This is a genomic window from Erythrobacter sp. S267 (assembly GCF_057365045.1).
In genome coordinates this window covers 583,761-604,245 of record NZ_CP200298.1, presented here as the reverse complement: position 1 = coordinate 604,245, position 20,485 = coordinate 583,761, and the positions used below count along the sequence as shown (strand labels likewise).

Here is a 20,485-nt window from a genome sequence, read left to right as displayed (position 1 = left end):
TTTCTTGCGTATCTTGCATCTGGATCCCCTCTTCCGAGGCCATTGGCCACATCCGGATGTATGAGATGAGGCGCGTTTTGGGCGCCTTGGACGAGTAGCAACGAAACAGAACGTAAGGAGGGTCTTTTGACAGAGGCAATCGACGGCCACGCGCCCCGCCTATCCTTGCGCGTCTTTTTTCGGCGCTTCTTTGAAATCCTTAGGCCAGAGGGCAGCTTCTATTGGCTTGCGATCATCTATGGGATCGGGATCAGCCTGTTCTCTCTGGCGACGCCTATATCTGTGCAATTCCTGATCAACACGGTGGCCAACACTCAGTTGGCAGCGCCTCTTCTGATGCTCTCGCTGACACTGTTTGGCCTGTTGTTGATGTTTGGTTTGTTGAATGCTCTGCGAGTGCATTTGATGGAGCTGTTTGCTCGCCGCTTCTACGCACGCATGGTGGCCGAAATCTCGTTGATTTCAGTCTATGCCCAAAACCCCTTTTTCGCCGACAACACGCGCATTTGGCTGTTCAATCGCTATTTCGATGTGATTGGCGTGGTGAAAGCGATCCCCGTCTTGTTCATCGGCGGATTTTCCGTCGTTCTGCAAGTGGCAGTAGGGTTCGTCTTAGTCTCACTCTACCACCCGCTTTTCCTCGTCTTCACGATGGTTATGTCGGGCTTGATATGGGTGATCTGGTTGGTGTGGGGCGCGAGAGCGGTACGCAGCGGGATCGACCTCAGCCACGCCAAGCACGACACGGCAGCTTGGCTCGAATCTCTGGGAGCCTCCAACGGCTTCTTTAAATCGCAAAAGCGCGTTGACTATGCGCTGGGGCGGACTGACGGCCAGACAGCGCACTACATCGACAAACACAAAAAGCACTTCCGCAACACGTTTGCGCAGACGATCTCGTTCCTTGTGCTTTATGCCGGCGCGAGTGCCGCTTTGCTTGGGCTGGGTGGCTGGCTGGTGATCCAGGGACAGCTTTCGCTCGGTCAGCTAGTTGCAGCAGAGTTGGTGCTTTCGGTCGCCTTTTTCGGCGTATCCCAACTGGGGACTTACCTCACCTACTTCTATGATCTGTGTGCAGCGGTTGAAGAGCTGTCACTGTTCTATGATGTCGAGCAAGAGCAGCCCTCGGGTAAGGATCGGGTCGATGATCTGAAGCCCAATATCGTCTTCAACAATGTGCGTGGCACAGCGCGGCATGAGGACGTCACATTTGACTTCGAAGTGCCCGCAGGGGCGACAGTGATGGCGACCGCCAGCCATTATGGCATCCAGCGCCTGTTCACGAGCATGATCAAAATGCACACGCTGCCCAAGAGCGGCTTTGCGACCATTGGCGGCGTCGACCTTAAGGACCTTGAAGCACAAGAAGTGCGCCACATGGTGCACGTTCTGGAGCGCCCATCCTTTGTCGGCATGACAATCCGCGACTATCTGCGTCTCGCAATCGAAGACAAGGACAGCCACAGGATGATCGGTGCGCTGGACACGGTGGGCCTGATGCCCGCAATATCGAGCCTGGAAAAAGGCCTCGATACGGAAATTGCCTCTACCGGTTGGCCTTTGTCCCAAGTTGAGCTTCAAGGCCTCAAGCTTGCCAATGCATTGCTGGAACAGCCCCGCATCCTGGTATTGAGCAGCCTTTTTGACCTCTTGGATGAAGAGCATCTCGCCGCTGCCATCGCTGAGATGCGAGCCAACCAGCGCACAACAGTGATCCACTTTACCAACCGACGCATCGATTTGGGCTTCGACAGTTTTCTCTATCTTGAGGCTGACAAGCAGCGCTATTTCGACACGTTCGAGGAATATTGCATCGCAACCACGGGCAAACCCCCGCGCAATGGTCGCGGTCCTCGTCCAATCTCGCCCGAGGGTCCGGACCCCGAGAAAGCGGCAGGATAATCATGGCTATCTCTGAAGCCGACCTTGGCTACTTCAAAACGCTCGGCGAGACCCGCAAGCCTCGGATCATGCGCACTGTGGTGGCCATGCTGTTGGTGGGCTTTGCCGCGCTGCTGGGTTTTTTGATCTTTGTCCCATGGGTACAGACGACATCGGGTCCTGGCCAAGTCACTGCGCTCAATCCCAATGATCGCCAGCAAGAGATCAATGCAATGGTCTCTGGCCGGATTGAGGAATGGTTCGTACGCGATGGCAGCCCAGTTAAGAAGGGCGACCCGATCGTTCGCATTGCTGATATTGACCCGCAACTGATTCAGCGTTTGCAGGCCGAGCGGATGCAGCTCGAAATTCAGCTCTCGGCCGCGCAGAACGGGATGGCGACGGCGCAACTTGATCTCAATCGGATGCGTGAGCTCTTCAACGAAGGCTTGGCCGCTCGGCGTGATTTTGAACAAGCTCAGATCAGGGTAGAAGACTTTCGCGGCCGCGTTGCCGAAGCCAATGCCAATCTCAACCGCATCGACGTGACTCTGTCGCGTCAGTCGGAGCAGACCGTGCTCGCCCCGCGCGACGGTTTTATCCAAAGCCTCAATGCCGGCGACACCGCCACGATCGTTAGTGCTGGCGATGTTTTGGCAACTTTTGTACCTGAAGCCACTGCGAGGGTGGTCGAGATTTTCGTAGATGGGCGCGACGTTGCTCTGATCCAGGACGGAGACGATGCGCGCCTTCAGTTTGAAGGCTGGCCAGCAGTTCAGTTCAGCGGCTGGCCGTCTGTCGCAATCGGGACATTTGACGGCTATGTCGTTGCTGTCGACCCCTCTGCCCAACCCGACGGACGTTTCCGTGTTCTAATCGCTGAGCACCCCTCTGCCCAGCACCCTTGGCCCGAGGAGCGCTATGTCCGGTTCGGTGCCAGTGTGCGCGGGTGGGTTTTGCTCGAGACAGTGCCCGTTGGATTTGAAGTCTGGCGTCAGCTCAACAACTTCCCGCCGCAACTTCCCAATGGTGTCTCTCCAGCTGCTGTAACAGGGGGCACATAGTGTCTCGCCTAGCGGTGATACTTGCGCTCGCTGCGGCGTCACTTGGCGTGCAGCATTCGGAGGTGCGCGCTCAGGAAACAACCGAAGAGGCAGATCAAGCCCAATCGGTGTTGCTGCCAAAGGATATTCTTAGCTCATCTGCTGAACGCTTCCCAGACATCCTCGCCAGCCTGGAACGCCAAGCAATCGCTCGCGGAGCAGAGCTGTCGGCGATGGGAGCGTTTGACCTTGTCCTTAACGCAGAGGGCTACAGTCGAACCACCGGCTTCTGGTCGGGCACCGTTGTCGAAACAGAAGCCCGCCAGCGTCTGAGAAATACCGGCGCTGAGGTTTACGGAGCCTATCGCCTATCCGATGGGCGCTTCCCGATTTACGAGGACGAATACTTTACCAACAGTTTGGGGGAGTTGAAGGTTGGTGCTCTCTACTCGCTGATGCGCAACTCCACCATCGATGCGCAACGATTTGGGGTCCAGGACACGCGCCTTGCCACGCAGCAAGCAACGCTGGATGTGCTGCTCACCCAACTGATCGTTCAGCACCGCGCACTCGACAGCTATTGGCGGTGGGTCGCAGCAGGGCGCGAGATCGAAATATATCAGAACCTTCTTTCGCTCGCTGTAGCGCGTCAGGTTGGGATTGAGCGGCAGTTTAGGCTGGGGGCAATTCCAGAGATCGCTCTAGTAGAGAACGAGCAAAACCTCATTCGCCGCCAGACCTTGCTTGCAGAAGCAGAACGCAATTTCCGCATCGCGGCCAACAGTTTGTCGTTCTACTGGCGTGATCCCAACGGCCAACCGATGAAGCCCGGCATGGAGCTGTTGCCAAGCGACGAACAGTTGGATGGCCTGCCCGAGATCGAGACAGTCTTGCGCGAGCGGCCCAGCGACATGCTGCAATCGCGTCCAGAGTTGCGTCGCCTGCGCATCGCGGGAGAACGGGCACGTAATACGATCGCTTTGCGCGAGAATGATCTGCGGCCACAGCTTGATCTTGGCGTCGAATTGTCCCGCGACATTGGTTCAATTGCAGAAGGCGGCTCATCCCGCGATTCCACCGATCTGATCGTAGGCTTCACCTTCACCGTCCCCCTCCAGCGCCGCGCTGCGGAAGGACGGGTTGCACAAGCGCAGGCCGCCTTGCGAGAGGTAGAGCTGCGCGAACAGCGGATGAGTGATGAACTCGCAATCGAGCTTGAAAACGCGCTGGTCGAGCTTGACGCTGCATTGCGCATCGCCACTCTGGCAGAGGCTGAAGTGACACAGGCAAACCGCATGGCTCAGGCAGAGCGTCGGCGTCTTTCGCTCGGGGCTGGCGACTTCTTCCTGGTCAATGTGCGCGAAGAAAACGCCGCTGACGCAGAGGTACGCGCAGTGCGCGCCACCTTCGCTGGTCGCCGCGCAGAAACGCGCTTTGATGCGGCTTCGATGCGGCTCGACAAGCTGGGCCTAAGCGAACCTCCCATCTAGCTCCGACCACAGCCAAAAAAGGCTCGGTCGGAAATTCCGACCGAGCCAATGGGAGAGGTAGCCTTGCGGCTAAACCAGGCCTGTGGGGAGGCCTAGAGTGATGCCCTCAAGATGAAGGTAAAGCGGCGGTCATTGCGGAAGAAGTTCCGCGGTGCCTGCAAGCCGTTTGGATCCACCGTTTGGGTCGTCTCGGTAATATCGTCGAGCAAGTTCACACCCTGTACGCCGATCGTGATGTTGTCGTTGAGATCGTAGAAGAACGAAGCGTCCAACTGACCCGTTGCAGGTTGATAAATCGAAGCAAACGGGAAGATCACATCACGCGGTGTCAACTGGAATTCGCTGCGCCAGTTATAGGCGAGGCGCGCTTCCACCGGGCCTCTTTCGTACAAAGCGACAGCGTTGATGTTGTGCTTCGAGATACGCGGAAAGATCCCGGCATCAACGTCAAAGCGCGCGGTTGGCGGATCATCGCTGGGAACCGAGGGATCAAGCTGGTTGTCGACGCCTTGAGAATCGATGAAGGTATAGGTGAACTGCGTGCCAAAGCCGTTCAGGATGCCCGGCAGGAAATCGTAGAACTGCTGATAGGCAATCTCGAAACCGGTGACGCTGGCGCTTTCAGAAGAGTTCACTTCCGTGTTGCGAAGCAGTGGGTTGAGCAGCGGATTGGCGATGAAATCTGCTGATACATCGTTTGCCGGAATATCAACGGCCACCGGCGCAAAGGCGATGAAGTCGTCGATCTCCTTGTGGAAGCCTGCAATTGTGAGCGAGCCCGCTTCTGCAAAGTACCACTCGAACGACAGGTCGAAGTTCCACGCCGTCTGGGGATTGAGCTCCGCATTGCCGGTGGCATTGCCGACGAAGCCCGCAAACGGAGTAAACGTTCCACCTGTCCCGTTCGGGATTGCAGGACCACTTAGCGTTTGCAGCACAACCCGCTCGTTCAACTGGTCCACACCCGGCCGCGTCAACGTGCGTGAGGCCGCAAAACGAAGAACCTTATCCTCAGCAAAGTCGAGCTTGAGGTTCAAGCTGGGCAAAAACTCATCATAGGTACGGGTCAGCACCCGGTTTACGCCAAACCCGTCGCCGATCGCTGCTTCGAGAGCTGCAAGGTCGAGGTTGCAGAAATCCGGGGTGTTGAAGGCCGGATCGGTTGGCGTGAATGCCGGATCACACAGATTGACCGCCGGGAAATACTGGTTGAAGCTGTTGACCGTCAGTGAGCTTTCAACACTGCGCTCGGTACGGACATAACGCAGTCCGATATTACCGCTGAGAACGGTATCCTCTGCATCATCAGTGCCGAAGTCGACGCGCACATAGGCTGCGAAGTTATCCCGTTCAATCGACCCAATTTCACTCGGCAAGAACGGTGTTCCCGCAATCACGCCGCCACGACCCGTCAGTGGCGTCCAACCCGACGGACTACCACCGATTGCGTCTAGGATGCCGTTAAAGGCGGTTTCAAAACCAGCATAGTCTTCAGCCAATGGCCCGGTGTAGTCGGGCACAGAGCCAAGACCTGTCGGCAGGCCGCGTTGATAGTTGTCAAAGGTCGTCGATCCAAACAGTGGTGCCGTCAGAGCATCGAGTGCGGGATCCGGATTGCCGCTCACAAGCAGCAGAGGCGCACCCGCATTGAATGTCCGGCCACTCCACACTTCTGAGATGTTGCCCCAGTTGAAGTCGGACTGGCGCAGCTCAAAATCTTCTTGCGCATAGCGCGCACCGGCCCGGATCGACTTGATCCATCCATCGCCAGAGAAATCGTACTCGACGTCACCGCGGAAGGCGAGCGATTCTGCGTCATTCTGCGTGATGTGATCCATTGCCGAACGGATGAAGTAGCTGCTTGGGTCGGAGAAATAGTTGTCTGCCGAACCTGCTGGAACTTGGTACTCAATCGACGGAACAGATCCATCGGTGCCATCCACAAACAGCGGCGCAAAGAACGAACGGTGGACCGTGATGTCAACCACGTCAGTGCTCGAATCGATATACTGCACATCAAAATTGAAGCGCAGATCGTCTGTCGGCGAGAACTTGAGGTTGAAGCCGTAATCCGTTGTGATGTCTGACTCGGAACGCTGACGATCTAGCGCGAGCTGCTGCCCGCCGGTGGCGCCCAGCAATGCCGCCGCCGCGTTGGGGCCGCGCCATTGCGAGTTATCGGTGATCGTACCGCTGGTGAAGACGCCGTCATCGTCGAAGGTAAAGTCACTGCGATCCAGGCCTGTTCGAGCGCCAGCGCTATCCGCACCGGTTTCAATCACATTCTCACCCCAAACAAGATCAGCGTCAGAACGTAGGAATTGAGCGGTCGCAACCCAACGGCCATCGTTGCTCTCATACTGAGCAGCAGCGGCAATTGTCAGACGCTCGCGATCAAACTCTTGTGTCCGGATGCTTCCACCTGATGGGATGTAGAGCGGATTGCCCGAACCGTCCGTAATCAGATTGTCGTCACCGGTAAAAAGAGTGCCGTCAGCACCTGCATCACGGTCGAGGAAGTCGACCAAGCCGGTGCCGTCTGCGCGCGAAAGCAACTCACTATAGGCAATGTTGCCGAGGATGCCGAAGGTCCCGCCATCGGTGGCCCATGTGTTCGAATAGAGCAGCGAGCCAGATGGCGACCACTCTTCGCGCAGATCACCATAGTTGGCTTCGATTGAACCTGCGAGAACCTGCCCAGATGAGTCAAACGGCAAACGCGTGCGCAGGTCAATCGTGCCGGCCATACCGCCTTCAATCAGGTCAGCGGAGGAGTTCTTGAAGACGACAACGCTACCAAGAAGCTCTGGCGACACATCTTCAAAGCCGAGGATACCGCTGCTGCTAGCAGCCAATGCGTCACGGCCGTTGAGCTCGGAGCGCACAAATGGCAGCCCGCGAATGTTCACGCCACTGCCTTCGACGGCAAAGTGATCAGGATCGTTTACGCCTGCGAAGCGCAAGACGCTCACGCCAGGAACACGCTGGAGAACTTCCGAAACCGAACGGTCAGGCAGCGCGCCGATATCTGAAGCAGTCACGACGTCCACGACAGTGTCGGCGTTGCGTTTTTGCTCTTGAGAAGACGCGATGGATTCGCGCAAACCCTGAACGATGATCAGATTTTCTTCGCTTGGCGCTTCGGCGTTGTCGTCATCTTGCTCCGCCTCTTGAGCCAGAGCAGGCGAAGCCGCCAACAAACCAATAGTCGAGACACTCGCCAGCAGTGATTTGGATACGACACCACCTGCGGCATAGGCGCGAGTTTTTTTCACCGATTTCCCTCCCCAATACGACCCTTTGCGGGTTCGTAGTTTTCGTCCAGCATGTTCTGGACCAACCCTGACACCGTTGTCAACTCTCATTGTTGAAAGCTTCAAGGCTGGATGCAAACTAGCCACACTCCAAATTTAAACCCCTGATATTGCGTTGCAATTCTTCTCAATAAACTCACGATGTGTCGGCATATCATTGGCCGCGTTATCAATCGTTGCGCCAATTTGCCGGATGATCGAGTCGATTTTCGACAGTGGCAGCTTGGCGATCAATGGATTGGTCGCAACCGGCTCAATGCCCTGCCCATAAAGCACAGCCAACCAGCTCGCCGTGCCAAAGACATCGTTCGGCTCTTCAAAAATGCGTCCGCCTTCGCGGAATTGCTCAATTCTGCGGGACAGCTCGTCAGGCTGGTCGATAATTTGACAGTGACGCCAAAATTCTGAGTCATCGCGCCGCGTCGCGGTATAGTGCAGCACAAGAAAATCGCGGACTCGCTCATATTCCCTAAGCGTGCGCGCATTGAAAGCGTCGCGATCGGCAGGGTTGAAACGCTTATCAGGAAAATGCGTCAGAAGCCGTGCAAGACTGGTCTGGATCAAGTGAATACTGGTCGATTCCAGCGGCTCCATAAAGCCCGCTGCCAGGCCCAAAGACAGGACATTCTTGTTCCAGAATTGCTTGCGGTGCCCCGTCATGAAGCGCAAGCGATTGGCTTCCGCCAGTGGTTCGCCGTCAAGGTTTTCGCGCAAGATCCGCTCCGCCTCATCGTCCTCCATGAACTCGCTGCAATAGACGTGACCATTGCCCGTGCGGTGTTGGAGCGGAATGCGCCATTGCCAACCTGCTTCACGAGCCGTCGCACGAGTGTAGGGGATCGGGTACCCGTTCTTCTCACACGGAAGGGCGACGGCACGGTCGCAGGGCAACCATTTGCGCCAATCCACATAACCGGTTTCCAGCGTTTGCTCGATGAGAAGCCCGCGGAAGCCTGAGCAATCGATAAAGAAGTCACCTTCTACCCGCAGCCCGCTTTCCAGTTGTACTGATTGAACAAAGCCGCTTTCGCCGTCTTGTGCGACGTCTTGGATACGCCCCTCGATCCGCTCCACGCCCTTCCCCTCAGCAAACCGGCGCAAGAACGCAGCGTAGAGAGAGGCATCGAATTGGAAGGCGTAGTTGATCCCAGCATAGGCCGATTGCGGGCGGTTTGTGATCGGACGCATAAAGCGTTCACGGCGACAGGCTTCGACCATCAGGGAGTAGGAGAAAAGATCGTCCTTTTCGCCCGCGAGACTTCGATGGAGCCAATACTGGTAGAACGGGATCGCATCAAAATCGCGCCCGAAATCTCCAAACGGATGGATGTAGGAATGGCCGAGTTCCAGCCAATCAACAAACTCAATGCCCAGCTTGAAGGTCGCGTTGGTCTGGCGGACGAATTCGTCCTCATCGATCCCCAGCATAGTGTTGAAGGCGATGATGGGCGGGATCGTCGCTTCGCCAACACCGACGGTTCCAATCGCCTCAGACTCGATCAGCACAGCTTTGGTGGGTGAGCCCTCCAACAAATGGCCGAGCGCAGCCGCAGTCATCCATCCCGCGGTGCCACCGCCCACGATAACAATCTGGTCGAGCAGTTGGGATGTCATGCGGCGCTTGCCTCAAAATTGATGGGATCAGCCCGGCAGAACCTGTCGATGTAAGCCTGGTGTGTCGGCATAGCAGTGATAGTCTTTTGGTAGACGCTGCGCATATTGGCGAGGCTCTGTTTGAGATTTGTCTCACTCAACGCCCCCGCAATGGGGCTAAAGCCTTGCGGCCCCCATCCCTGCCCTTCAGCCACGGCGAGCCAGGAAGTCAGGTCAAACAATTCCGCATCATATTTGAAGAATCGACCCCGGGATTTCAGAAGGTCAGTTTTGGCGACAAGACTGTCCGGAATCGGCATCTCTCGCACCGTTTTCCAAAAATCGGAATCGTCACGCGACGTGGCCTTGTAGTGAAGGATCAAGAAGTCGCGCACATGGATGAAGTCATCGCTCATCAATCGGTTGTACTCCGCCCGTTCGTGCGCCGCATCGATACTGTCTGGGAACAGAGCGATCAGCTTGGAGATGCCGGTCTGGATCAGATGGATGCTGGTCGATTCCAATGGCTCAAGAAAACCAGAGGACAGGCCGATCGCAACACAATTCCCCGCCCAAAACTCGCGCCTGTGGCCCGTTCGAAAGCGCAGATGATTGGGAGAGCTGACAGGTGTGCCATCAAGGTTGGCAAGGACGATCTCTTCCGCCTCCTGCGACGTCATGAAGGCATCACAATAGACATGTCCGTTTCCGGTGCGATGCTGCAATGGAATGCGCCATTGCCAACCGGCTTCGCGCGCTGTTGAGCGGGTATAAGGCACTGGATCGCCTTGCTTGGAACAAGCCACGGCAACGGCCCGATTGCAAGGCAACCAATGACTCCAATCGCAGAACTCGGACTGAAATGCTCCGTCGATCAGAAGTCCGCGAAAGCCGGTGCAGTCTATGAAAAGATCGCCCTCGACAACCCGTTCGCTGTCGAGCGCCAATGAGCGGATCATGCCGCTTTCGCTATCCTGCTCAACCCGCTCAATCTTACCCTCAATCCGCTCAACTCCATGCGCTTCAGCATAGCGTCGCAGGAAGGCGGCATAGAGCGTGGCATCGAAGTGGAAGGCGTATCCAAGCTGCCCGATCACATCGCCATGGCTGGGCTCAGGCCGCAGAAATTTGCCGCCGTAAGCGGAAAGCGTGTTGAGGGAATATTCCTCAAGACCATGGGGATCACCCATGCCTTTGAGCCGTGCCCAATATTGATGGAAATCCACGCCACCCAAGTCAAAACCATAGCGACCGAATGGGTGGAAATAGCGTTGCCCCAAGCCGCCCCAATCGACGAACTCAATACCCAGCTTGTACGTCCCTTGCGTCGCGCGAACAAATTCATGCTCATCAATGCCAAGCAAGGCGTTGAACTTGGAGATTGGCGGAATGGTCGCCTCCCCCACACCGACAGTTCCGATCGCCTCGGACTCGATCAAAGTGACTGAAATGCCCGACGGTGCGACCATCTTTGCGAGCGCAGCAGCAGTCATCCAACCGGCGGTTCCCCCGCCTGCGATCACGACACGCTTGATAGGATTGTCCTTCACGCTGCACCCCCTGCAGCCGCGATCTGCCCGACTTGTTTATGCAAGGCAGACAGCCATTGCTTGAGCTCGGCCTCAGGCATGATCTCAGCCATCCGGTCAGCGCGCCTTGGCCTGATTCCGCGCGCCCACAGCGCAGCGAGCCATTCGGGTTGCTGGAAGACTTCAAAGTCCTCCATTGGGATCCGTCCGCATGCGTGAAACACGTCGATCTTGCGGCGAAGCGCTGGCCGATCACTCTCGTGCGGATTAGAGCTGCTGAGCAGTTCGCGCATGTCCTCAAGTCTTTCGCGTTCGATTTCGGCGAGCCGGTTGAACTCGGACCTTTCGGGCGAAGCTGCACCCAACGCCTCTGGTAAAGCGGTCAGCCGGAAAGCGGCATTAGCGGCGAGCTCCCAATCGAAGCCGGGAAACGGATCGCCGATGGCGGTCTTGATGGCATCATCAGTGAAGCTTCCTGTACCCTTTTGGTCCGCGCAACGGAGTATGACGTCAGCATCGAGCCCTGAGAGCTCGCTGGACGAGACAATGGCGATGTCAGCTGCCGAAAGCCGACGCTGCAAAGCGGAGGCGTATTTGCTGCGGTTAACACGCAGGCCCAGCTTCAAAGGTAGCTTCTCAAGCCCGCTAGGCCCTGCAGCTGTCGACTTTCCATCCAGCGCCAAGGCAAGCGAGAACTCAGTCAGAATCTGGCAGCTGCCCCAGATCATCGCCGCGCTTCCAGAAATGGTGGAAGTCAACGCCCAGATGGCTCAGTCCGAAATCCGAGAAGGGCAAAGCAATGACCCCGCCATTGGCTTCAACTGGCAAAGCAAGAAGCATCTGACCCGCAGCCTCTCGCTGCAAGTCGGCGACCGAAAGGCCCAGCAGACCATGCACCCGATCATGCGACGGCCTGAGCAAGAGCTGCTCCGCCCCCTCCTCCATCTGATCTGGGCAAACGACAACCTCACGCCCCCCACCTGCCCAGCGCGCGGCGACTACGCCCGCAGCCGCAAAAGCGACACTCGCAGGCCCTGTGACTATGATCCGCTGCCGGGTCATGCAGCCTTACTCAGTTTGGCGTAGCGCGTGAGAAAGCTTGCATGGTCGTCCATCCCCGCAACCGCACGGTGCATGTGGCCTTTTAGGCCCGCAAGGTTTTGACGGACTTGCTCATCGGGAACGCGATCAACTCTGCCGTCATAACCGTCTGGGACGACACGCTGACCGATCAGTACCGCGATCCAGCTTGGTACAAGGAACAGGCCGTGCTCATAGGCAGAAACGTGGCCGTGCGCGGTGAAGAGCTCCAGTCGATCCCGCAAGCTATCAGGCACCCGCATGTTGCGCATATGGCGCCAAAACTCTGAATCATCCCGTTCCGTTGCAGTGTAATGCAGGATGAGGAAGTCCCTGATCCGCTCAAACTGCAGATCCATCCAATAATTGTATTCAGCGGTCTCGACACGGCAGTCCTGGCTTGCTGGAAAGAGCTCTAGCAGCTTGGTGATGCCTTCCTGGATCAGATAAATGCTTGTCGATTCAAGCGGCTCGAGGAAGCCTCCAGACAGGCCGATCGCCACCACATTGCGGTTCCACAGCTTGCGCCTTTTGCCCGTCACGAAACGCAGCATTCGAGGATCGGCAAGCGGTTTGCCTTCCAATCCGCTGAGCAAGGTCTCGGTCGCGACATCGTCGGAGAGGAACTGGCTGGAATAGACATGGCCGTTGCCCGTGCGATGCTGCAGTGGGATACGCCAACTCCACCCCGCTTCGTGCGCAGTGGCGCAGGTATATGGCAGCAGCGGTCCGGCGCTCTCGCAGGGTGCCGCAACCGCCCGATCAGCTGGCAACCACTCGCTCCAATCATCATAGCCTGTCTTGAGAGCCTTTTCGATCAACAGACCAAAGAAGCCTGTGCAATCGACAAAGAGATCGCCCTCAACGATACTCCCATTATCCATGGTCAGCCCGGTGACATTACCGCTCTCTCCATCGAGCACTACGTCAACCACCTTTCCTTCAACCCGCGTGACGCCTTTGCGTTCTGCGTGTCGACGCATGAAGGGGGCGTATTGCAGCGCATCAAACTGATAGGCGTAGCGGAAGGTCGAAAGGACCGACTTCGGATCCTCACTGGGAGGTTGAAACTTGCCTTCGCGACAGGCGATCACCGGCAGAGAGTAGTCATCTAGCGGCCCCACGCCCTCTTCACCGGCAAACTTGCGCCAATATTGGTGAAAAGCGACGCCTTGATTGGGCAGACCGAATTCTCCGAAAGGGTGGATGTAGCTATCGCCTTTGCGGCCCCAATTGACGAATTCAATGCCCAGTTTGAAGGTCGCAGACGTGGCAGCCATGAACTCTGCTTCGTCAATGCCAATTGTATCGTTGAACAGCTTGATGTGAGGGAGCGTGGCTTCTCCCACGCCAACGACGCCAATCGCCTCCGACTCGACCAGAGTGACCTTCAAGTCGGTTGGGCCCAGCATTGAAGCGAGGCCGGCAGCCGTCATCCATCCAGCGGTCCCACCGCCGACGACCACAACGTGGTTGACCAGTTTTGCGCCATCCCTTGCGCTTGGCATCTTTATCCCTCTCTCACGCGCCAAGATCGCACGCAGCCTGCGCTTGTCAATGACGCCTTTTAGCAAGGCTCAGGACAAATCAGCGCGAACTGCGGCTTGACGTCTGGTGCGAAACAGTAATACAAATTGACAACGTAAGACAAGCTATTGCAACGAGACAGCGTCAAAAGCTGCGCGAATGGCTCTGTTCTGGGCTTGATCGGGTCCGACGAGGGAGGGTGTTCTGGTGTCTGCGCGTTTGCGGATGGGCATGGTTGGCGGCGGTGATGGTGCCTTTATCGGCGCGGTCCACCGCATGGCCGCTGCCCTAGATCAACAGATCGATTTGGTTTGCGGCGCGTTTAGCCGTGATCCCGACAACTCCCGTGCAACTGGATCAGCACTTGGTCTGGCGCATGATCGAGCATACCCGTCCTTCGGTGCGATGATTGCAGGCGAAGAGGCGCTGTCTAAAGGTGCAATGCAATGCGTTTCGATCGTCACGCCCAATAGCACACACGTCCCGATGGCCATCGCTGCGGCGGAAGCGGGCTTGCATATCATGTCAGATAAACCTGCCGGGATCAGTCTTGCAGAGGTAGAGGAGCTTGCCGCAAGGCTTGAAGCGACTGGCGCTGCGTATGGGCTAACCCACACTTATCTCGGCTATCCGATGGTGTGGCAGGCGCGGCATTTGGCTGCTCAGCCTGAGTTTGGGCCTGTCCGCAAAATCGTCGTCAACTACACGCAAGGCTGGCTGGCCAATCCGGCCGAAGACATAAGCAGCAAGCAGGCCGCGTGGCGCGTGGACCCCGCTCTTGCCGGCCCCGCCGGGGCACTCGGTGACATTGGCAGTCACGCGCACAGCCTCGCTGAATTTATCGCCGATGCGCGCATGGACACACTCTGCGCTCACCTGCGCAGCCATTTCGACAGTCGGTCACTCGACGACGATGGCGAGATAAGCTTCACGCTGGAAAACGGGGCGACCGGCACGCTGATCTCAAGCCAGGTTTGCACCGGTGATGAGAACACACTTTCCATCCGGGTCTACGGTCAGCACTCCAGCCTTGAATGGCACCAGATGGAGCCAAACACTCTGATCGAGCGCCGCGCATCTGGCTTAACACATGTGCACCGCAGCGGGATCGACAAGCCGCTGTGCAAACAGGCTCTTGCCCGGTGCCGCCTGCCTTCAGGTCACCCGGAAGGATATGTCGAGGCATTCGCCAATCTCTACCGCAATTTCGCGCAGGCCGTTCAAGGCGGCGTCGCGCCTGCTAGGCTTGGGGTGCCGGGCATTGCAGAGGCCTTGCGGGGCATGGCCTTCCTCGAGGCGGCAGTTGCTAGCAGCGCAAATGACGGAGCACGCACCGAAATCAAGCCGCCGAGTGTTGGATCAGATTTGAAAGGTCTGCTGTCGTGAAGGAAATTCGTGGGCCCGCTATTTTCCTTGCTCAATTTCTTAGCGACAAGCCGCCCTTCAACTCGCTGGATGCGATTGCAGAATGGGTTGCTGGGCTGGGGTATAAGGGCATTCAGATCCCATCCAATGACATTCGTTGCATTGATCTCGATTTGGCTGCTGAAAGCCAAGACTATTGCGACGAATTGACCGGGCGCTGCGCAGAGCATGGCCTCACCATCACCGAGCTCTCCACTCACCTTCAGGGCCAACTGGTGGCGGTGCATCCCGCCTATGACGAGATGTTCGATGCCTTTGCTCCTGCCGAACTTCACGGCAAACCAAAAGAGCGTCAGGAATGGGCGGTTGATCAGGTCAAGAAGGCTGCCATCGCCTCGCGCCGATTGGAGCTGAAGTCGCACGCCAGTTTCTCTGGCGCTCTGATGTGGCATCTGGTCTATCCGTGGCCGCAGCGTCCTGCCGGGCTGGTTGACGAAGGCTTCACCGAACTTGCGCGGCGTTGGCGTCCGATCCTTGATGTGTTTGAGGATAATGGCGTCGACTTAGCTTATGAAATACATCCTGGTGAGGACCTGCATGATGGCGCGACTTTCGAGATGTTTCTCGACAAAGTGGACAACCATCCCCGCGCCAATATCCTTTTTGACCCAAGCCATTTTGTGCTGCAACAACTTGATTATCTTGGATTTATTGACCGCTACCACGACCGGATCAAAGCCTTCCATGTCAAAGACGCCGAGTTCCGACCGGACGCGCGCACCGGCGTTTATGGCGGATACCAAGATTGGCAGAACCGCGCCGGCCGCTTCCGCTCGCTAGGCGATGGCCAAGTCGATTTCCGCCAGATCTTCAGCAAGCTCACCAAATACGGCTTTGACGGCTGGGCGGTGCTCGAATGGGAGTGCTGTTTCAAGCATCCCGAGCAAGGCGCAGCAGAAGGCGCGCCCTTCATCGCCGATCACATCATCCGTCCCACGGAATACGCATTCGACGACTTCGCGGGCGGAGAGACCGATCCAGCAATGATACGCCGAACGCTCGGCATCGATAGCTGACGGCATCGGCAAGAGAGGGATTCATGGCAACCGCATCAATACAGTCTGGCTCTGAAGTCGGAATCAATCGCAACCAGCTGTTCTGGCTGAGCTGCATCTCGCTGATCGTGACTGCGATGACCTTCGCTATCCGTGCAGGCATCCTGACGCAGCTTTCCGACGAATTCGCACTCAGCGACACTCAGCTTGGCTGGGTTAACTCCATGGCATTTCTGGGCTTCCCGCTTGCAATGGTTGTGTTCGGTTTCCTCTACAACAAGCTCGGCCCGCGCGTGATCATGATCCTGGCGTTCTTCGGTCACCTGCTTGGGCTTGTCCTGACCATTCTGGCTGATGGTTTTCTGGGCCTGCTGATCTCCACCTTCTTTATCGGCTTCGCAAATGGGTCAGTCGAAGCGGCGTGCAACCCGCTGATTGCAGACCTTTACAAGGAAGAAAAGACAAAGTGGCTCAACCGCTTCCATGTCTGGTTCCCGGGCGGGATCGTGATCGGCGCGGTCGTCTCCTACATCATGACCAATGCCGGCATTGGCTGGCAGCCGCAAATTGCCGTCATGCTGATCCCGACCGCAATCTATGGCTTCATGGTCTTCACCACGCGTTTTCCCGAGGTGCCAGAGAGCGAGCGGACCGTCGATCTGGATGCAAAGGGCGTGCTGTTGATGAGCGCTATCCTTGGCCTTCTGGTTCTGATTGGAACGCCCAACGCTCTCATCTCGGGCCTGCCGGGGACATTCATTGTACCCCTGCTGATTGTGGTTGGGCTTACTGTCATGCTGATGCTCTTCCGCACGGGCCGGATGCGGGACGCTCTGCTTCTGGCTCTTTTGATGGCGATCATGAGTGTGACGGCCACATCGGAACTGGGGACCCAGCAATGGGTTGATCGGATCCTCGGCGCGCAGCTGGGCAATCTGCCGGGGCAGGCGATGATTGTGCTTGGCATGGTCACCGGCATTATGGCGGTGGGCCGCTATTTCGCAGGCCCGCTCATCCACGCGTTCAATCCCATCGGCGTTTTGTTGTTGAGCGCTGTGCTGACCACATTGGGCCTGTTCATGATGGCTTCGGCGAGCGGCGTGATGGTCTATGTCTCAGCGATCATCTTCGCGGTCGGGGTATGCTATTTCTGGCCCACCATGATTGGCGTGACCGCCCAATATGTGCCCCGCTCGGGCGCTTTGGGGATGAGCCTTGTTGGCGCTGCTGGGATGTTTGCTTTGACGATCTGGAACCCGATCATCGGAGGGTGGATCGACAGCGCACGGGTCGCGGCCGAGGCCAGCGGTCTGGACGGCACAGCGATCGAGGTCGCGGCGGGCCAAGGTGCCTTGTCCCAGCTGGTCTATTTCCCAGCCATCCTGATCGCCATTTTCGCCGTCTTTTTCCTGGCGCGAAGGCAACTCGAAAATTCAGCGGGGCAGGCATAGTCATGACCGAAAGCTCTTCCTCAATCGACCGCCGCTCTGTCTTGCGAGGGTCCATCACGCTCGCTGGCGTAGCGGTGGTGCTGCCCAGTTTTGCAGCGCTCACCGGATGCGCCGCTGGCCCTGCTCTGCCGGCTGAGAAGATGGATTTTGTCGCAGCACTTGCGGACAGGATCATCCCTGCGACGGAAACTCCCGGCGCGCTCGCTGCAAAAGTCCCTGACTACATCTCCGCCGTGTTTGAGCAGCACTTCACTGCCGATCAGCAGGATGCCTTTTTGGACGGACTCGAGCAGTTGGAAACGTTGGCGCAAAGCCATGGGTCGGCGAGCTTCACAGCATTGGAAAGCGCCGAGCAGGACGCAGCGCTTGAGGCACTCACAATGGGTGCGGATGATGCACCGGGGAAAGCAGCTTTCCAGCAGGTGAGAGACCTCACCATTTTCGGCTTCTACACCTCAGAAATTGCCCAGCAAGAGCTCGCCTATGAAGAGCTCCCCGGTCGCTATGACGGCTGCGTGCCTCTCAATGAGATTGGCAGCGCCTGGCTCGAACGCGGCGTCTGAATATGCGCACGAAAGGACACTTCCTCGCATGAGCGACCATGAACAATTCGATGTCATCGTTGTCGGCTCGGGCATGTCCGGTGGCTGGGCGGCCAAGGAGTTCTGTGAGAAGGGCATGAAAACCCTTGTCATCGAACGCGGCAAGGCCACCAAACCGGGTGAAGACTATCAAGGCGAGTTCAAAGAGCCGTGGGACATGGAGTTCCGCGACCGCGTGAACCCACAGCTCGCGGACAGCGACTATGCCGTCCAAAGCCAGTGCTATGCCTTCCGCGAAAGCACGCGCAACTTCTTCATCAACGACCGCGAGAACCCCTACTCCACCGCAGAAGGCGCGCCCTTTATGTGGCTGCGCGGCGATCAAGTCGGCGGCAAGTCGCTGATGTGGGCACGGCAGAGTTACCGTTGGAGCGACACGGATTTCGGCGCAAACAAGGCAGATGGTTACGGCAGCGATTGGCCGATCCGCTATGCCGATGTCGAGCCATGGTATTCCTACGTCGAGCGCTTCGTCGGAATCAGCGGCTCTTACGAGAACCTCCCCCAACTGCCCGACAGTGAATTCCAGCCACCGATGGACATGACCTGTGTCGAGAAGGCAGCGAAGGCGGGGATCGAAGCGGAATTCCCTGATCGTCGCTTTATGATCGGTCGCGCGGCGCATCTGACCGAACCGACCGAAGAGCAGAAAGCATTGGGCCGCGGCGCGTGTCAGTTCCGCAACCAGTGCGAGCGTGGTTGTTCCTTTGGAGCCTACTTCTCCAGCGTCGCTGCAACTTTGCCCGCAGCTGAGCGGACCGGAAACATGACGCTGCTGACCGACAGCATTGTCGAGAGCATCCAATACGACGCTGCCAATGGCCGCGCGACCGGTGTGCGGATCATCAATCGCGCAACCGGTGAGCGTGAGGAGATCAGCGCCAAAGTGATCTTCCTGTGTGCTTCGACCGCCGGCACTTTGCAGGTGATGCTGAACTCGACGTCGGACGCATTTCCCAACGGCTTTGCGAATTCCAGCGGGGTGCTCGGCAAATATCTGATGGACCACCACCACCGTGTGGGTGCGATCGGGCGGATGCCCGGATTTGAGGACTCATATTACGCAGGTCGCCGTCCTAACGGCACCTACCTCGCCCGCTACGCCAATATCGACAATCGCACCGATGGCGAGTTTCTGCGCGGCTTTGCCTATCAGGGGAACAGCGGACGTTCATCCTGGACGCGAGGGCTTGGCGGGACAGGATTTGGCAACAGCCTGAAAGATGAGCTGCGCCAACCCGGTGATTGGTGGATCAACCTTCAGGCCTTTGGCGAGCACCTTCCCATGGAGAGCAATCAGGTCACTCTTCACCCATCGAAGACCGACCAGTTCGGCATCCCGCAATTGCACTTCGATGTGCGCTGGGGCGAGAATGAGCGCAAGATGCGGGTCGCGATGAAGCGCGATGCGGTGGCGATGCTGGAAGCGGCGGGTGCGGTCGATGTTGAGGGCTTTGAAAGCGAGACGACGCCGGGCATCTGCATCCACGAAATGGGCGGCGCGCGGATGGGGGCCGATCCGGCGACATCGGTGCTCAACAGCTTCAACCAGTGCCATGACGTGCCCAATGTCTTTGCCACCGATGGATCAGCCTTTGCCTCCATCGCCTGCCAAAACCCATCACTCACCTTCATGGCACTGACCGCTCGCGCAGTCGACTATGCCGCACAGCAGATGAAACAAGGAGTTATCGCATGATGATCCAACCTAGCCGCCGCGGCTTTCTCGCCGGTTCATCCATCGCGTCCTTGAGCATGCTTGCGGGCTGTTCCGCTGGTGAAGCCACGAGCGAGAGCACCGCGACTGCGCCCGGCTTCACCGAATTGCTCGGCGTCCAACTCTACACGGTGCGCGACCTGTTTGAGAGCGATGCGCAGGCGACCTTGTCCGCTCTGGCAGAGATCGGTTTCAAATCCTGCGAGACAGCAGGGCTGTTCGAGTACAGTGCGACCGATATCCGTGCGATGATGGATGATCTGGGCCTTGTCAGCCGGTCGGGCCATGTGCGCCTGCCTTGGCTGCGCGACGATGCTCAGTTCGCTTCGACGCTGGAGGATGCAGCGGCGCTTGGGCAGGATCGCCTCTACCTCGGATGGATTCCGGAAGAAGAGCGCGCACCGGATAAATACCGCGCCCTTGCAGACCTGCTCAACGCACGCGGCGAAGAGGCCAAAGCGGCGGGCATGATGGTTGGCTATCACAACCACGAGTTTGAATTCATCGAGGCGGACGGCACCACCGGCTACGACATTCTGCTCGAAGGCACGGACCCTGAGCTGGTGACGATGGAGCTCGACTTTTACTGGGTCGCTGATGCCGGACTTGATCCGATGGCGATCATCAATGGCGCACCTGACCGCTTCTCCGCCATCCATATCAAGGACCGCACCGCTGATGGGGAAATGGCCTCTGCCGGAGACGGCACAATCGACTTCAAAACTCAGTTACCGATGGCGCAGGATTTGGGGGTCGAACGGTTCTATGTCGAGCATGACAATCCCGCAGACCCCCTCGCCTCAGTCGGGCGCAGCTTTGTGCATCTCACCAGCTGACA

Annotated in this window: 15 protein-coding genes; 9 read left to right on the top strand and 6 right to left on the bottom strand. The window is 57.7% G+C overall.

Annotated elements, in window-relative coordinates:
* Positions 1–126 precede the first annotated feature (126 nt).
* The 3 genes from AC0V6X_RS02640 to AC0V6X_RS02630 are packed head-to-tail and all read left to right on the top strand — an operon-like array spanning position 127 to position 4,414.
* Positions 127–1,902, top strand: coding sequence for an ATP-binding cassette domain-containing protein (locus AC0V6X_RS02640; protein ID WP_486183045.1), 1,776 nt, complete (start codon positions 127–129; stop codon positions 1,900–1,902).
* 2 nt (positions 1,903–1,904) lie between these two features.
* The gene (locus tag AC0V6X_RS02635) at positions 1,905–2,945 is read left to right on the top strand and encodes an efflux RND transporter periplasmic adaptor subunit (protein WP_486183044.1); all 1,041 of its coding nucleotides are present in this window, start codon (positions 1,905–1,907) and stop codon (positions 2,943–2,945) included.
* Positions 2,945–4,414 carry a TolC family protein gene (locus AC0V6X_RS02630; RefSeq protein ID WP_486183043.1) on the top strand — a complete coding sequence of 490 codons (1,470 nt, stop codon included), beginning with the start codon at positions 2,945–2,947 and terminating at the stop codon, positions 4,412–4,414. Before AC0V6X_RS02635 ends, AC0V6X_RS02630 begins: the two co-directional genes overlap by 1 nt.
* Before the next feature lie 92 nt (positions 4,415–4,506).
* On the opposite strand, the gene AC0V6X_RS02625 is transcribed toward AC0V6X_RS02630, so the two are convergent.
* From AC0V6X_RS02625 to AC0V6X_RS02600, 6 genes are all read right to left on the bottom strand, one after another.
* The gene (locus tag AC0V6X_RS02625; protein ID WP_486183042.1) at positions 4,507–7,689 is read right to left on the bottom strand and encodes a TonB-dependent receptor; all 3,183 of its coding nucleotides are present in this window, start codon (positions 7,687–7,689) and stop codon (positions 4,507–4,509) included.
* Between the two features lie 135 nt (positions 7,690–7,824).
* On the bottom strand, positions 7,825–9,342 hold the full coding sequence (locus tag AC0V6X_RS02620; RefSeq protein ID WP_486183041.1) for a tryptophan halogenase family protein: 1,518 nt from the start codon (positions 9,340–9,342) through the stop codon (positions 7,825–7,827).
* A complete protein-coding gene (locus tag AC0V6X_RS02615; protein ID WP_486183040.1) occupies positions 9,339–10,871 on the bottom strand; it encodes a tryptophan halogenase family protein in 1,533 nt (510 codons plus the stop codon). Before AC0V6X_RS02615 ends, AC0V6X_RS02620 begins: the two co-directional genes overlap by 4 nt.
* Entirely contained in the window at positions 10,868–11,578 is a 711-nt protein-coding gene (locus AC0V6X_RS02610) for a tryptophan 7-halogenase (protein ID WP_486183039.1), read from the bottom strand. Before AC0V6X_RS02610 ends, AC0V6X_RS02615 begins: the two co-directional genes overlap by 4 nt.
* Entirely contained in the window at positions 11,547–11,912 is a 366-nt protein-coding gene (locus AC0V6X_RS02605) for a hypothetical protein (protein ID WP_486183038.1), read from the bottom strand. The genes AC0V6X_RS02610 and AC0V6X_RS02605 overlap by 32 nt, the downstream gene beginning before the upstream one ends.
* Positions 11,909–13,438: a tryptophan halogenase family protein gene (locus AC0V6X_RS02600; protein ID WP_486183037.1), complete on the bottom strand. Its 1,530-nt coding sequence runs from the start codon at positions 13,436–13,438 to the stop codon at positions 11,909–11,911. Before AC0V6X_RS02600 ends, AC0V6X_RS02605 begins: the two co-directional genes overlap by 4 nt.
* A gap of 226 nt (positions 13,439–13,664) precedes the next feature.
* Here AC0V6X_RS02600 and AC0V6X_RS02595 point away from each other — a divergent pair, with 226 nt between their 5' ends.
* The 6 genes from AC0V6X_RS02595 to AC0V6X_RS02570 are packed head-to-tail and all read left to right on the top strand — an operon-like array spanning position 13,665 to position 20,483.
* Positions 13,665–14,843 (top strand): Gfo/Idh/MocA family protein, encoded by a 1,179-nt coding sequence (locus AC0V6X_RS02595; RefSeq protein WP_486183036.1) that lies wholly within the window; start codon positions 13,665–13,667, stop codon positions 14,841–14,843.
* Positions 14,840–15,898 carry a sugar phosphate isomerase/epimerase family protein gene (locus tag AC0V6X_RS02590; RefSeq protein WP_486183035.1) on the top strand — a complete coding sequence of 353 codons (1,059 nt, stop codon included), beginning with the start codon at positions 14,840–14,842 and terminating at the stop codon, positions 15,896–15,898. Before AC0V6X_RS02595 ends, AC0V6X_RS02590 begins: the two co-directional genes overlap by 4 nt.
* 23 nt (positions 15,899–15,921) lie before the next feature.
* Positions 15,922–17,328 carry an MFS transporter gene (locus tag AC0V6X_RS02585; protein ID WP_486183034.1) on the top strand — a complete coding sequence of 469 codons (1,407 nt, stop codon included), beginning with the start codon at positions 15,922–15,924 and terminating at the stop codon, positions 17,326–17,328.
* 2 nt (positions 17,329–17,330) lie between these two features.
* Positions 17,331–17,891 (top strand): gluconate 2-dehydrogenase subunit 3 family protein, encoded by a 561-nt coding sequence (locus AC0V6X_RS02580; RefSeq protein WP_486183033.1) that lies wholly within the window; start codon positions 17,331–17,333, stop codon positions 17,889–17,891.
* 28 nt (positions 17,892–17,919) lie between these two features.
* On the top strand, positions 17,920–19,629 hold the full coding sequence (locus AC0V6X_RS02575) for a GMC oxidoreductase (RefSeq protein WP_486183032.1): 1,710 nt from the start codon (positions 17,920–17,922) through the stop codon (positions 19,627–19,629).
* Positions 19,626–20,483: a sugar phosphate isomerase/epimerase family protein gene (locus AC0V6X_RS02570; protein ID WP_486183031.1), complete on the top strand. Its 858-nt coding sequence runs from the start codon at positions 19,626–19,628 to the stop codon at positions 20,481–20,483. The genes AC0V6X_RS02575 and AC0V6X_RS02570 overlap by 4 nt, the downstream gene beginning before the upstream one ends.
* Positions 20,484–20,485: the final 2 nt, after the last annotated feature.